Origin of the sequence: Devosia sp. ZW T5_3, assembly GCF_044987315.1 — a bacterium.
Taxonomy (GTDB): domain Bacteria; phylum Pseudomonadota; class Alphaproteobacteria; order Rhizobiales; family Devosiaceae; genus Devosia.
Genome location: NZ_JBJDRE010000006.1, coordinates 39,427 through 52,927 on the forward strand (window position 1 = coordinate 39,427; position 13,501 = coordinate 52,927).

Below are 13,501 nucleotides of genomic sequence, written 5' to 3' on the forward strand. Positions count from 1 at the left end.
GTTGCCATGTCCGCTCACATTCTGGTCGTCGATGACGATCTCGAAATTCGCCGTCTGCTCGCTCGCTTTCTCGGCGAGCAGGGTTTTCGCGTTTCCCTTGCCGGCAGCCGACAGGAATTCGATGAGAGGATTGCCAGCGAAGCCATCGATCTGGTGGTGCTCGATGTGATGCTGCCCGATGGGTCCGGACTCGATATCTGCCGCATGCTGCGCAATCGCACGCCTCATGTTTCGGTGATCCTGGTGACGGCGCTCAAGGAAGAGGTCGACCGCATCATCGGACTGGAGCTTGGCGCAGACGACTATCTCGGCAAGCCGTTCAGCCCACGCGAACTGGTGGCCCGCATGCGTGCCGTGCTGCGGCGCGCGCCTGCCAGCACACCCAGCCCATTGACTGCGCCCGGGCAGCTTTATCATTTCGATGGCTTTACCGCCGATGCCTCGACCCGCTCGGTGATCGGTCGGGATGAGCTTCCGGTAGACTTGACCGGCGCCGAATATCAATTGCTGCAGGTGTTTCTGGACCGGCCGGGCCGGGTCCTTTCGCGCGATCAATTGCTCGATCTGACGCAGGGCCGCGAAGCCAACCCGTTCGATCGTTCCATCGACGTGCTGGTCAGCCGGCTTCGCCGCAAGTTCCGCGAAGCCGGCTCAGCCAACATCCTCAAGACCATCCGCAATGGCGGTTATCAGCTGGCGACGCGGGTCGAAGTCAGTGAGACCTTTCCGTGAAGTCGCTACGCTTCCGCATTGCCGCAATCCTGATCGGCGCCATTGTTGTCGTTGTCTTGGTTGCAACGACAGCCGTCATTTTTGTGCTGGACCAACCAGATCCAGACCGCATGGTGGTGCCGGTGGCGAGCCAGATCGTCGCGATCAGCGGCTTTTTTTACGAAAATACCGATACCGCCAACCAAGTGGCCGTTGAGGCGGACGAAATGGGGCCGCTGCGGCCCGATTTGACAAACGCCCTCCAAGCCCGCCTCACCCATAGCGGCGTCGACCTGCCGGTCACGGTCCATGACAAGATCGGACAGGACGGACAATTGGCTCTGGTTGAGGTCTCAGGCCGCCAACTTGCTGTTGAATTCCCCAATATGGATGGGCCGCCCCCCGAATTATGGATTGCTCTGGCCTACTGGCTTGGCCTGATCGTGCTGGGGGTGATCGCGGTCTCCCTGTTCATGGCCTATCGGGTGACGCGGCCCTTCGCCATGCTGGAAAACGCCGTCAATTCGGTCGGTAGTGACGGGGTCATTCCCCATATTCCCGAGGTTGGATCGGGCGAAGCGCGCCAGACCGCCTCCGCTCTCAACCGACTCTCGGCCCGTCTTAAAAGCGCGGTGGAAAGCCGCATGCGCCTAGTCGCTGCCGCCGGGCACGATCTGCGCACACCCATGACCCGCATGCGCATCCGGGCGGAATTCCTGCCCGACGAGGACCGTGATTCCTGGGTCAAGGATATCGACGAACTCGAACTGATCGCCGATAGTGCCATCCGCCTGGTGCGAGAAGAGGTGTCCTGGGGTGATCACAGTCCGGTGGAACTGGACAAACTCCTGGCGGAAACGGTCGAGGAACTGCAGGCCCAGCATTATCGGATCGCGTTGGGCCGGCTCGACCAGGCGATCATCGATCTGCTGCCGAGCCTGGCCATGCGGCGGGCACTGCGCAATCTTCTCATTAACGCCGCTACCCATGGCAAGGGCGGGATTGTGAGCCTGACTGCCAATGGACCCAGCGTCGTGATCGAGATCACCGACAAGGGCCCGGGCATTCCGCAAGACCTGCTCGCCCGCGTCTTCGAACCCTTCTTCCGTGCCGAGCCCGGCCGCGTGCAAACCATTCCCGGCGCCGGCCTGGGATTGGCGATCGCCAAAGAAATTATCGAACGCTCCGGCGGTCAGCTTGAAGTCCGCAATGGCCTATCGGGCGGCCTGGTTCAGACGATCACGCTGCGTGGCTGACGCGTGGGCCGGTGACACGTCTCGCGGCTCCGATGGATGAAGTCGATCCTCCAGCGCTCAAAGCATTTGAAATGGGTGAATGAGCTTCGGCAGTCTAGCAAGATACAAGGTGACTTCCTCATGCCGAACCCTGTTGTAACGCTCTGGGAAATGCGTTTATGAACGGCGGCTTTTGGAGGTTGCGCGGTCGGCCTGTACGGCCAGAATGGGGCGCAGAGCAGAAGGACAGGGCGTCTTCACCCATCGGCCGCTCACGCCCCCCTTAACGGTCGGTGGCGCCTAGGCCGATAATTCCAAAACCGGACATTCGTCCCGGTGGCTTCTCGTTAGAGGGTGCCGGGCTGGAATATTTCGGTGATCCAATCCAGAAACAGCCGTAGTCGCAGCGATGTCTGCTGACTTTGTGGGTAGAGCGCCGAAATTGCGATCGGTGGTGGCCGAAACCGAGGCAGAACCTCGACCAAGACACCAGTGTCCAGATCGTGTTGCAGGCGATAGCGCGGTGCCTGAATCAAGCCGAAACCATAGCGGGCCAGATCAGCCATGGTGTCGGAGTTGTTGACTGTCACTCGGGCCGCAAGGGTGACCTGGCGAATGTCGCCATCGAGAACAAACTCCAAAGGCAGAACGGTCCCAGTACGAGAGGATATGAAGCCAACGGCAGAATGAGCTTGAAGATCGTCAATGGTGTCTGGATGCCCATGGCGCTCGAGATAGGTCGGACTGGCGCAGGTGATCTCGGTAATTGATGCCAACCGACGCACGATCAAAGTGCTATCAGCAATCTGGCCGGCGCGGATGACGCAGTCGACACCTTCGCGCACAAGGTCGACCAGCCGGTCACCTTGGCCCAGTTGCAGATCCAGCTTGGGATATCGGGTCAGGAACTCGGAGAGTTTGGGCAGCAGGAACGTCCTTGTCAAAAGCGGGTGCGCGTCGACGCGCAGCAGGCCGTGCGGCTGTGCATCGCGAAAGCTGGCCTCAGCTTCTTCGACATCGGCCAGGATCGATTTGCATCGCAGGTAAAACGCTTGTCCCTCCAGCGTTGTTGTCAGATGCCGCGTGGTGCGGTTCAACAATCGCGCGCCTAGGTCCGCTTCGAGGCGCTTTATCGCTTCCGTGGTTGACGATCGGGAAAGGCCGAAATCGGCGGCCGCAGCGGTGAAGCTGCCACGTTCAACAATCCGGACGAAAAGCTGCATACGGTCGAGACGATCCATGTCGATTGTTCGCATCAACCGAAATGAATTGTCAAGATTGGCGTTATTGTTCGGCCAAAGAGCGGAGTCTAGATGAAGATCATTCAAAGCAAGGAGCTTTAGATGGTCGAGAAACAGCTCAAGACTGCGATCGTAACCGGTGCGTCCAAGGGCATCGGTGCAGCGATTGCGCAACGCCTCGCGGCAGACGGTATGGCCGTGGTCGTCAACTACGCTCAAAATGTTGCCGCGGCCGATGCGGTCGTCACCGCGATCGTCCAAGCGGGTGGCCATGCAGTCGCAATCCAAGCGGACGTTGCAAGCCCGGACGGGATTCACACTCTCTTTGGCGCCGCCGAAGAGGCATTTGGCGGCGTCGACATTCTCATCAACAATGCCGGCATCGTCCATCTGGGTGCTATGGCAGACGTCGATGACGCCGTCTTCCAAGTGCAGATAGACACCAATCTTGGTGGCGTCTTCCGTGGCATTCGGGAGGGTAGCAAGCGGCTCCGCGATGGCGGACGCATCGTCAACTTCTCGTCCAGCGTCGTAGGCCTTTATCAGCCGAACTACGGGGTCTACGCGGCCACCAAGGCTGCGGTCGAAGCCATGACACATATCGCGGCCAAGGAACTCGGCACACGTGGCATCACCGTCAATGCTGTAGCTCCCGGTCCCGTCGCCACCGACCTCTTCATTGCCGGCAAGAGTGCAGTACAGCTTCAGGCGATTGCGGGCATGAATCCCTTCAAGCGTCTCGGCCAGCCGGACGACATTGCGTCGGTCGTTTCCTTCCTTGCCGGGCCCGATAGCGGCTGGGTCAGCGGCCAGGTCATTCGGGCCAATGGCGGGGTCGTGTGATGCGCTACACGGTTCTGGTCACCGGTGCATCATGCGGCTTCGGCCTGCTTATCTCACAGGCTTTGGCGAAGGCAGGCCATGTGGTTTACGCCTCGATGAGGGACGTTGAGGGCAGGAATGCGCCGCAGGCAGCAGCGATTGCCGCTGAGGCAGCGTCCGCCGGAATAGCGCTTCACAGCCTCGAGGTGGATGTGCAATCGGATGCATCGGCGAATGTGGCAGTCGATCGGATTGTCGCCGAGCAGGGCAAGCTCGACGTGGTCGTCCACAATGCCGGACACATGGTCCTGGGGCCCGCGGAGGCGTTCACGCCCGAGCAACTGGCAGCACTCTACGATATCAACGTTGTGGGCACGCAGCGGGTCAACCGGGCGGCTTTGCCGTTGATGCGGGCGGCCGGTAGCGGCCTGCTGGTCTGGATTGGCAGCAGCAGCGTTGCCGGTGGCGTGCCGCCATTGCTGGCGCCGTATTTTGCCGCCAAGGCCGGCATGGACGCCTTGGCTGTCTCCTATGCCCGGGAACTGGCGCCTCTTGGCATCGAGACATCCATCATAGTGCCGGGGGTCTATACCAGTGGAACCAACCACTTTGCCCATGCCGAGTCCCCAGCGGACGCCGATCGCGCCAGAGCTTATGCCGATGCGTGGCCACATGGCTTCAGCGACCGGCTCAGCAAGGCCCTGGCCGAAACCGTGCCGGATGACGCTGACCCGACCGAGGTTGCCGAGGCGGTCGCTCGCATCGTCGGCACCCCGCCCGGCAAGCGCCCGTTCCGAACAGTGATCGATCCTTCGAGCGATGGATCGGCGGTGTCTTACGCCGTGGTCGACCGGGTGCGGGAGCAGTTCCTGCATCGCATCGGCTTCGCCGACCTGATGGTGCCGACCCAAACCACAGCGTGATCCATCACGCCGGATTATCGCCTCCCCCCTCCATAATCAAAGGAAGTTCCATATGCCCTTCATCAACATCAAGACGCCAGAAGCCGCTTTGACCAGAGCCCAGAAAGAAGAAATTGTTCACCGCGCCACCGATTTGATCGTCGAGTATTTCTCGGAGGCAGCACGCCCGCACACCATGGTCCTTATTGAAGAGGTCAAGGATGGCGGATATGGCCGCGCAGACGAAGTATTCAAGATGCCCGACGCCTATCGCGCGAAGGACGTGTAACGTCCTTGTTGTAACAAGCAAAATCAAAGCCCGGCTCGACGTAGCCGGGCTTTGCGCAGGTGGGCAGCAAAGCGCACAAACAGCCAAGCAGTAGAGCACCAGACCAGGCGGCGGTGGATAGCAAACGCCGTCTCCTTGCACGCTGGGGACGGCGCATTACCGCCATCCCCCGGCCAGTCCCGATATAGCGGTGTCGAACGGCAATTGCTCAGGTCGCTATCTCAGGCCTCGCGTGCCGCGTAGTTGGTGCGTAGGAATTCGGCGGCCGTCATCGGCTTGCGACCGAGAAGCTTCTCCAGATCGCCAGTCTTGCCGCCCCATTCTCCTGCGTTGACGCCCTGCACCCACCCAAGCGCAAAGCGGGCAGCCGGCTCGGGCAGACCGGCAGCCATAAGGTGGTCAATATAGTCCTGGTCGGTGCCGGCAACAAACGACACTGGCTTGCCGCTGATATCTGACAGGATCTGGGCAATATCCGCGAAGGAAACGGCAGGATTCCCATAGAGCGCGTACGACTTGTACTCGTGACCATCTTCCCTCAGTACAATAGCATGCGCCTCTGCTAGGTCGTCACGGCTGGCATAGGCCGCCCTGCCCGCGCCAGCCGGCGCGTGAACCCCTGTCTCCAGGGCGTTGCCGCCGATGTAAAATGGGATGCTCTCGATAAACGGCGGATGACCGACCAGCGTGTAGGCGAGGCCGGAAGCCTTTAGCCTTTCCTCAACGAACAGATCCTGCTCGGTGATATCGGGCAAGGTGAAGGCGGATGCCGGTTCATGGATGATCGGCATATAGACGATGTGCTTAACGCCCGCCTGGTGTGCAGCGCTGACGGCGTTTTGGTGCTGGGTATTGCGGTCGGTAAAGGCCGTGGCGGATACGAGCATGATCTTATCAATACCGTCGAACGCGCGCACCAGTCCGTCATATTCGAAATAGTCGCCCTGGCGGATCTCAATCCCCGTAGCCGCCAGATCAGCCGCCTTGGCCGGATCGCGGGCCAGGCCGACGAGATCGGTGGCGGGCAACCGCTTCAGGAGGTGTTGGAGAGTCTTTCGGCCGATATTGCCGGTTGCGCCAGTTACGAGGATCTTGGTCATGGTGATTTCCTTTTGCAGATCGACATCGTCGTTCGGTCCAGTTAGGACGGAACATACCTGCAAACCAGTACCGACTATTTGGTAAGTGTCAGATCAGAGGCCGAAATGACTGAGAGGAATTTTCAATGCGGTCTGGAAGCGGTTCTTGCCATCCTTGGCGGTAAGTGGAAGCCCCTTATCGTCTATCATCTGGCCAGCGGACCCGAACGCACCGGTCAACTCCGTAGGCTCGTTACCAGCGTGAGTGAGAAAATGCTGATCCAGCACCTGAAGGAACTGGCGGACGATGGTGTCATTCGTCGGATTGACTTCCAGACGGTGCCGCCGCACGTCGAGTATGAACTAACCGACTTTGGTCAAAGCCTGGCCGGAGTACTCGCGCCCTTGTGCGAATGGGGCACCCGTCACACGAGGGAGGTCGCCATGATTGTGCAAAACCGTAAACGCGCATCAGAGGCGGCATAGTTTTTAGGACCGCGCCGTGACCAGGGTCGGCATTTGAATAAACCGGCCTGGGGAGGACAGGCCGGTAGCCAACCCGATAGCGGCCAACCACATACTCGGGAATTGGCGTTCGCTTGCAGGCGAAAGCTGCGGCGATCTGAAAGACCGGATAGGGGGCGCTTCGCCGACGACACATCCGCAACCGCCGGCAAAGACGCATCGATCAAATTTTGGTCGCCTCCGACAGCGAAAGCACATCGTCAACGTCGACGCCCAGGTATCGGACCGTATTCTCGATCTTGCTGTGGCCGAGCAGTATCTGGATGGCCCGCAGGTTTCCCGTGGCTTTGTAGATGAGCGACGCTTGGTTCGGCGCATGGAGCGGGTGCCATATTCCTCCGGCGTTAGACCGATAGCCGTTACCCACTCGTCGACAATCCTCGCATACTGACGCGTGCTTAGGCGCCATCAGCAGTGACACGGCTCGGAAACGCAAAATCATTGACAGAGCCGCCTCGGCGCTCGAGCTAGGCGAGATGGCTTGCCCTGGTATCCGACGTGATCTCGAACTGAACGGGTCGTCCAGTTTTCTGCTGGATCACCATCAATCGGGAGCGGATGGCAGGTCCAGCCACCAATGTACCGATCTAGATCTTCACCAAGTCGCAGCCCCGAAGCTTGCTATCGATCACGAGGTCAAAAACCGCCCGGTCTCTCACCCTGCCTTTACGGTCGAGAAAGAAGCAGATCGACCAAAATCTGTCTGACTTCAAAGCGCGCTTAGCGCCAACCTGCCTACCGACATTCCAAGCGGGCCTTCCCGCAGCGGCGGGATTATACTGTGAGATACCATTACATTTCTCCATCGGCCAAAGCGGCCGATGGAGAAATGTAATGGCAACCTCACGAGCGCCGGGTGCCGACCCCATTTGAGTCATTCACGCCCGTTGCGCGCGTGCAGACCAATGGCTGTCTTTGACGGTTTTCGGCGAGTATTGGCCGGCATCCGCGCACCGTTCTTCAGCGACGTTCCTGCCAACGTTTGGCGAGCATCTGCGCTTCCTGCGCCTGGAATCTTCGTTCCTCCTCAGAAAATCAAAGCCGCCAGTTCCGGGCTAGTCTCCCCTGCCCGCGGTGCTGTCGCGCACGATCAATTCGGGGTCGATCATGGTGACCCGCGGCTCCGGCAGGCCATCGGGCGCGGCGATCAATTGCAGCAGGCGCTCCACCGCTAGCTCTGTCACCATATCAACTTCGTATTTGACCGACGAGATCGGCGTCGCTGCGTGCTCGGCAAATTCGATATTGTCGAAGCCGATAATGGCGACGTCCTTGGGCACCCGCAGGTTGTTCTTCTGCGTCCAGCGCAGCGCCCCAATGGCGAGGGAGTCATTGGCCGCGAACACCGCCGTGGGACGCACAGGCAGGCTCATCAGGCGATCCATGGCCCAATAGCCGCGAATGACGGTATTGCCCATTGGATCAGCGAGCAGATCACCATCGACCATTAGGCCGGCTTCCTTGTGCGCCTGCTCATAGCCATCGCGTTTCTCGAGATTCCCCTTGGCATTGGAGGTATCGATGATACCGATCCGGCTATGGCCGATATCGATGAGATGGCGCACGGCGCGATAAGCGCCGCGCCGCTCGTCGATGCAAACGGCGTCGATTCCGGCATCGGGATCGCCCACGAGCAGGACCACGGGGTAATTCGCGCGTCGCAGCCGGCGAATATGCTCCAGCTCGCGATGGCTGCGCGGATAGATCAGCATACCGTCCACCTGGCGGGAGCGGAACATTTCGATGACCCGCTTTTCCTCGTCGAGATCATTGTTGGAGGTGGCAAAGAGCGTGGAATAACCGCGCTCCGACAGCGTCATTTCGACCGCCTGGGCCACCTGCGTCAAAGCCGGGTTGGTAATGTCGGTCAGCACCAGGCCAATGGTCTTGGTTTCACGGCTGACCAGCGACTTGGCGACATGGTTGGGCAGGTAATTGAGGGCTTCGGCCGCTTCGCGGATGCGGATCGAGGTCTCTTCGGGAATGCGCGGGCTCTGGCGCAGTGCCAACGACACCGTGTTGACCGAAAATCCGGTCTTGTCAGCGATGTCCTTCAAGCGAACGGTGGATTTGCCCATGATCTCAACCTACCCGACACGCCGGATGAGCGGCGCATGCTACCCAAAAAGCGGATTTACAGGGCGGACAAGAGAAGATCAAAACCATGGGCGACAATAGACACCAGAACCGTCGATAAACTAGACGCCTTCTGCGTGCAGACGCCTGATGGCCTGATATTGCAGGCAGTCCGGGTGCATTTCCATCAGTTCGATGCGATTGCCGTCGGGATCCTCCAGCCAGGCCTGGCGGTTGCCGTCAAGGCCGGCCTTGGGTTCAGACAACAGAGTGATACCGGCTGCTTTGATGCGGTCGCAGGTGGCGTCGAGATCATCGATAGTCCAGCACATGTGGGTCATGCCGTTGGTGTGCCAACTGGCCGGCGCACGGTCGTTTTCCGCGCCGGGAAAAATCTCCAGATATTGCGCGTCGGTGATGCGCAGATAGACCAGCCAGGTCTCGCCATCATCGCGCTTGAGCCGCAGCATTTCGGGAAAGCCGAGCTTGTTGACGTAGTAATCCAGCGATTTTTCGAGATCGATCACATTGATCGCCACATGCCCCAGACTGGTAATGCCCTTCATAATTCCTCCCGCCGACATTGCGGCCATACCTCTACGTTTCCGCTGGCGACAGGCCGGCGGACCGCCCCGATCTGTCAGCGGGGCGCCCCTCGTAGGAACGTTAATACGACAGGTATTATCCCAAGCCGCGACGTTGTCAACAGTCCCAAGCCATCTCAGTCCCAGTCGGGTCCCCAGGCCGGATCGATGACACGTTGACCTTGGTCCACCGTTTCGATGGTTGCGATTTCGGCCTCGGACAGCACCAGTTTGGTCGCCAAATAGTTGGAGCGGATGCGGTCCGCCTTGCTCGATGTGGGGATGACGATGTAGCCCTTGGCGAATTCGAAGGCCAGGGCGACCTGCTCCGGCGTCGCGCCGTGACGGGCCGCGATTTCGGCAATGATCGGGACGTCGCCGAGAATGCCGCGGGCGATCGGCAGGTAGCAGGTTACGGAAATTCCCCTGTTTGTGCAATAGTTTGCTAGCGTCTTGTTCTGCAGCAGCGGGTTGAGTTCGAACTGGTTGTTGGCGATTCTGAGATCGCCCAAAAGAGCCTGAGCCTCTTCCAGCATGCGAATCGTGAAGTTTGAAACGCCGATCAGGCGGGTCAAGCCAAGGGCGTGGGCCTCGGCCAATTGCTCGATATAGACCGGCATCGGCACGGCATTGTTGGGTGATGGCCAGTGGATCAGCGTCAGGTCAAGCCGGTCCAGTTGCAGGTTATCGAGGCTCTCGCGCAATGACGGAACCAGCGCGCCGCTGCCCAGATTGCCGGTGGCGATCTTGGTGGTAACGAAGATATCGGCGCGATCGAGCCCCGAGCGCCTGACGGCCTGCCCCACCTCTTTTTCCGTCCCGTAATCCTGGGCGGTGTCGAGGTGGCGGTAGCCGGTTTCCAGAGCGACCAACATTGCCGCGATGCCGGCTTCGCCTTGCCGCCCATAGGTGCCGAAACCCATTGCGGGTATATCATATTGATTTCGCATAATTTTCCCCTCCACCTGCCTGACCTTTGGCAGCCAGGCTGACCTATTGGCCGATCAAAACACGCATCCGGCAAGCGAAAAGTCTATTGACGGATCGTTCCGCATGAACCTAGTTTAACGATAATACTGCCTGCAAGAGCCGACACGACGAAGACCGGAATAATCCGCCGCGACGTGCAAGGGAGGACGAGCATGACCTTTCGGTGGAGCCGATGGTCACCCCAACTGGCATTGGTGCCGGCTGGCCTGGTGACTCTGGTCGCCTTTATCGGCGCCATCCTTTGGACGGTGTACCTGTCGCTGACGCGCAGCCGCCGGCTGCCCGAATACGACATCGACTGGTCCGAATGGAGCCGGCAATACGAGCGGCTGTTCAAAGACGACGCCTGGATAATCTCGTTGCAGAACCTGGTCGTGCTGGGTCTCGGTAGCGCCCTCGCTATCGTCTTCGGCTTCATCCTGGCGGCCATGATCGATCGGGAAAAGCGCGGCGAGAGCATCTTCCGCACGGTGTTTCTCTATCCCCTCGCCATCTCGCTGATCGTTACCGGCGCTGCCTGGCGCTGGATCTTCAATCCCGAACTGGGCGCCGAGCATTTCATCCATTCCATCGGCCTCACCTGGGTCAATGCAAGCTGGCTGGCCCGGCCGGAAACCGCCATGTATGGCGTCATCCTCGCCTCGGTCTGGCAGAGCGCCGGCTTCTACATGGCGCTGATGCTGGCGGGCCTCAAATCCATCAATTCGGAGATCTGGAGCGCCGCCCGCCTCGATGGCGTGGGCCTGTTCAAGCTCTATACCGAGATCATCATCCCGATGATGAAGTTTACCTTCGTCACCTGTGCCATCCTGCTCTCGCTGGGCGTAATCAAGGCCTATGACGTCATCGTCGCCATGACCAATGGCGGGCCGGGACAATCCACCTATGTTCCCGCCTATTTCACCATTCAGGCGCTGTCGGCCAAGGGCAATCTGGGCTTTGCCTCGGCGGCTGCCGTGCTGATGCTGCTGATCACCGCAGTCATCTTCCTGCCGCTGGTGCTGCTCACCGCTTGGCAGCAACGCCGCTCGGGAGCCGCATGATGAGCGAGATCACGGTTCGCAGCGCTCCTTGGTTTCCGCGCAAGAAGAAGGCCATTACGGGTCGTTCCATCGCCATTATCGTCTTTCTCTCGGTCTGCGCGCTGTTCTTCTGCATCCCGCTTTATGTGGTGATCGTTACCTCGTTCAAGACCATGGACCAGATCCGCGAAGGGGCCATGTTTGCGCTGCCCAATGTCTGGACGCTGGAGGCTTGGGACCATGCCTGGAACTCCGCCTGTTCGGGCACACGCTGCGAAGGGCTCAAAGTCGGGTTTTGGAACTCGGTCTTCATCCTCGTGCCGTCGCTAATCCTCTCGATCGGGCTGTCCATCATCACCGGCTATGCGCTAGCGCTGTGGAACGTCAAATGGGCGGGCACCTTCCTCTTCATTCTCTTCATCTGTGCCTTCGTGCCGTTCCAGATCATTATGTTTCCGCTGATCTCGATGACGGCGACGCTCAAGGTCTATGGCAGCATCTGGGGTGTGGCGATCATTCACGCTGTGCTGGCCATGCCGGTACTGACCCTGATCTTCCGCAACTATTACAAGGACATCCCGCAGGAGATCATGAGCGCTGCCATTATGGATAGCGGCTCGTTCTGGAAGATCTTCTTCGAGATCATCCTGCCCATGAGCGGCAATATCCTGATCGTGGTGCTGATCCTGCAGATCACCTCGATCTGGAACGACTACCTGATCGGCGTGACCTTTGGCGGCATGGGCGCCCAGCCGATGACGGTCAACCTGGCCAACCTCATCACCATCTCGACCGGCACCGTTCGCTACAACGACAACATGGCCGCGGCCCTGCTGACCGCCATTCCACCCCTCGTCATCTATTTCTTCGTCGGCAAGCTCTTCGTCCAGGGCATTACCGCCGGCGCCATCAAGGGTTGATCGATATGCCTCGCGTAAGCTTCGAGCACATCACCAAGACCTACGGCCTGCTCAAGGTTCTCGATGATCTCAACCTGAGCATCGATGACGGTGATTTTCTCGTTCTCCTCGGCCCGTCGGGTTGTGGCAAGACCACGCTGCTGAACCTGCTGGCGGGCCTGCTCGACGTCACCGATGGTCGCATCATGATTGGCGAGCGCGACGTTACTGACCTCGATCCCAAGGATCGGGGCTTGGCAATGGTGTTCCAATCCTACGCCCTTTACCCGACCAAAACGGTGCACGGGAATCTCAAGTTCGGTCTGTCGGCCAGCAAGCTGCCGCGCGAGGAAATCGAAAAACGCATCGCCTGGGCCGCCAAACTGCTGCAGATCGAGCCGCTACTGCATCGCAAGCCCGGCCAGCTCTCGGGCGGCCAGCGCCAGCGCGTTGCCATCGGCCGAGCGCTGGTCAAGAATGTCGGCGTCTTCCTGTTCGACGAGCCCCTGTCCAATCTCGACGCCAAGCTACGCACCGAGATGCGGCTCGAGATCAAGAAGCTGCATGACCAGCTCAAATCCACCATCGTCTATGTCACCCACGACCAGATCGAAGCCATGACCATGGCCACCAAGATCGCGGTGATGAATGGCGGCGTCATCCAGCAGTTCGGCACGCCCGACGAGATTTACGAGCGCCCGGCAAACCTTTTCGTCGCCGGCTTCATCGGCTCGCCGGCCATGAACCTGCGCAAAGCCAGGCTCAGCGTCGCTGCCGGCAAGGTCGAGGCTGTGTTTGGTTCAGGCGTGCGCTTCGATGTTTCGGACTATCCCTTTGCCAGCACCCCGCAGGAGGGCGCCGAGATCATCGCCGGCCTCCGCCCGGAACATTTTGTGCTGGCAGCCAACGGGCCGGTCGCGGCCAGTTTCACAGTGCCGGTGCAATATGCCGAGCGCACCGGCCCCGATGCCAGCGCCTACTTCGCGTTCGAAGACGATCTGCTTGCCCTGCGCGTCGAGCCCGATGCCGCCGCCCGGCTTACCCCCGGCCGGTCCGTGACCGTCAGCTACCTCAAAGGCAAGGCTAACCTGTTCGACGCCCGGACCGGGCAGCGAATGTAAGCAAA

General features: G+C 59.9%; 14 protein-coding genes and 1 pseudogene. 9 read left to right on the forward strand and 6 right to left on the reverse strand.

Annotation, left to right across the window (positions count from 1 at the left end; all coding sequences use genetic code 11):
• Nucleotides 1–6: 6 nt before the first annotated feature.
• The gene (locus ACI3KW_RS09135) at nt 7–732 is read left to right on the forward strand and encodes a response regulator (RefSeq protein WP_404847808.1); all 726 of its coding nucleotides are present in this window, start codon (nt 7–9) and stop codon (nt 730–732) included.
• Complete coding sequence (locus tag ACI3KW_RS09140) at nt 729–1,967, forward strand: ATP-binding protein (protein WP_404847809.1); 1,239 nt, start codon at nt 729–731, stop codon at nt 1,965–1,967. Before ACI3KW_RS09135 ends, ACI3KW_RS09140 begins: the two co-directional genes overlap by 4 nt.
• 326 nt (nt 1,968–2,293) lie before the next feature.
• Here the strand turns inward: ACI3KW_RS09140 and ACI3KW_RS09145 are convergent, their stop codons facing one another.
• On the reverse strand, nt 2,294–3,187 hold the full coding sequence (locus ACI3KW_RS09145) for a LysR family transcriptional regulator (RefSeq protein ID WP_404847810.1): 894 nt from the start codon (nt 3,185–3,187) through the stop codon (nt 2,294–2,296).
• 102 nt (nt 3,188–3,289) lie between these two features.
• Between ACI3KW_RS09145 and ACI3KW_RS09150 the strand changes: the two genes are divergently transcribed.
• Genes ACI3KW_RS09150 through ACI3KW_RS09160 form a run of 3 tightly spaced genes read left to right on the forward strand, consistent with a single transcriptional unit; the run spans nt 3,290 to nt 5,200 of the window.
• On the forward strand, nt 3,290–4,030 hold the full coding sequence (locus ACI3KW_RS09150; protein WP_404847811.1) for an SDR family oxidoreductase: 741 nt from the start codon (nt 3,290–3,292) through the stop codon (nt 4,028–4,030).
• A complete protein-coding gene (locus ACI3KW_RS09155) occupies nt 4,030–4,932 on the forward strand; it encodes an SDR family NAD(P)-dependent oxidoreductase (RefSeq protein WP_404847812.1) in 903 nt (300 codons plus the stop codon). The genes ACI3KW_RS09150 and ACI3KW_RS09155 overlap by 1 nt, the downstream gene beginning before the upstream one ends.
• A gap of 52 nt (nt 4,933–4,984) precedes the next feature.
• The gene (locus ACI3KW_RS09160; RefSeq protein WP_404847813.1) at nt 4,985–5,200 is read left to right on the forward strand and encodes a 4-oxalocrotonate tautomerase family protein; all 216 of its coding nucleotides are present in this window, start codon (nt 4,985–4,987) and stop codon (nt 5,198–5,200) included.
• A 221-nt stretch (nt 5,201–5,421) separates the two neighbouring features.
• Here the strand turns inward: ACI3KW_RS09160 and ACI3KW_RS09165 are convergent, their stop codons facing one another.
• A complete protein-coding gene (locus ACI3KW_RS09165) occupies nt 5,422–6,300 on the reverse strand; it encodes an SDR family oxidoreductase (RefSeq protein ID WP_404847814.1) in 879 nt (292 codons plus the stop codon).
• Between the two features lie 105 nt (nt 6,301–6,405).
• Between ACI3KW_RS09165 and ACI3KW_RS09170 the strand changes: the two genes are divergently transcribed.
• Complete coding sequence (locus ACI3KW_RS09170) at nt 6,406–6,765, forward strand: winged helix-turn-helix transcriptional regulator (protein ID WP_404847815.1); 360 nt, start codon at nt 6,406–6,408, stop codon at nt 6,763–6,765.
• A 202-nt stretch (nt 6,766–6,967) separates the two neighbouring features.
• Here the strand turns inward: ACI3KW_RS09170 and ACI3KW_RS09175 are convergent.
• The 4 genes and pseudogenes from ACI3KW_RS09175 to ACI3KW_RS09190 form a co-directional block, all read right to left on the reverse strand.
• Nucleotides 6,968–7,610: pseudogene (locus ACI3KW_RS09175) on the reverse strand (tyrosine-type recombinase/integrase).
• 249 nt (nt 7,611–7,859) lie between these two features.
• Nucleotides 7,860–8,882, reverse strand: coding sequence for a LacI family DNA-binding transcriptional regulator (locus ACI3KW_RS09180; RefSeq protein WP_404847816.1), 1,023 nt, complete (start codon nt 8,880–8,882; stop codon nt 7,860–7,862).
• Between the two features lie 120 nt (nt 8,883–9,002).
• Nucleotides 9,003–9,446, reverse strand: a complete 444-nt coding sequence (locus ACI3KW_RS09185) for a VOC family protein (RefSeq protein ID WP_404847817.1) — start codon at nt 9,444–9,446, stop codon at nt 9,003–9,005.
• A 155-nt stretch (nt 9,447–9,601) separates the two neighbouring features.
• A complete protein-coding gene (locus ACI3KW_RS09190; protein WP_404847818.1) occupies nt 9,602–10,414 on the reverse strand; it encodes an aldo/keto reductase in 813 nt (270 codons plus the stop codon).
• A gap of 192 nt (nt 10,415–10,606) precedes the next feature.
• Here ACI3KW_RS09190 and ACI3KW_RS09195 point away from each other — a divergent pair, with 192 nt between their 5' ends.
• From ACI3KW_RS09195 to ACI3KW_RS09205, 3 genes are read left to right on the forward strand one after another with little or no spacing between them, the layout of a single operon-like run.
• Nucleotides 10,607–11,497 carry a carbohydrate ABC transporter permease gene (locus tag ACI3KW_RS09195; RefSeq protein WP_404847819.1) on the forward strand — a complete coding sequence of 297 codons (891 nt, stop codon included), beginning with the start codon at nt 10,607–10,609 and terminating at the stop codon, nt 11,495–11,497.
• Nucleotides 11,497–12,396, forward strand: a complete 900-nt coding sequence (locus ACI3KW_RS09200) for a carbohydrate ABC transporter permease (RefSeq protein WP_404847820.1) — start codon at nt 11,497–11,499, stop codon at nt 12,394–12,396. Before ACI3KW_RS09195 ends, ACI3KW_RS09200 begins: the two co-directional genes overlap by 1 nt.
• 5 nt (nt 12,397–12,401) lie before the next feature.
• Nucleotides 12,402–13,496 (forward strand): ABC transporter ATP-binding protein, encoded by a 1,095-nt coding sequence (locus ACI3KW_RS09205; RefSeq protein WP_404847821.1) that lies wholly within the window; start codon nt 12,402–12,404, stop codon nt 13,494–13,496.
• Nucleotides 13,497–13,501: the final 5 nt, after the last annotated feature.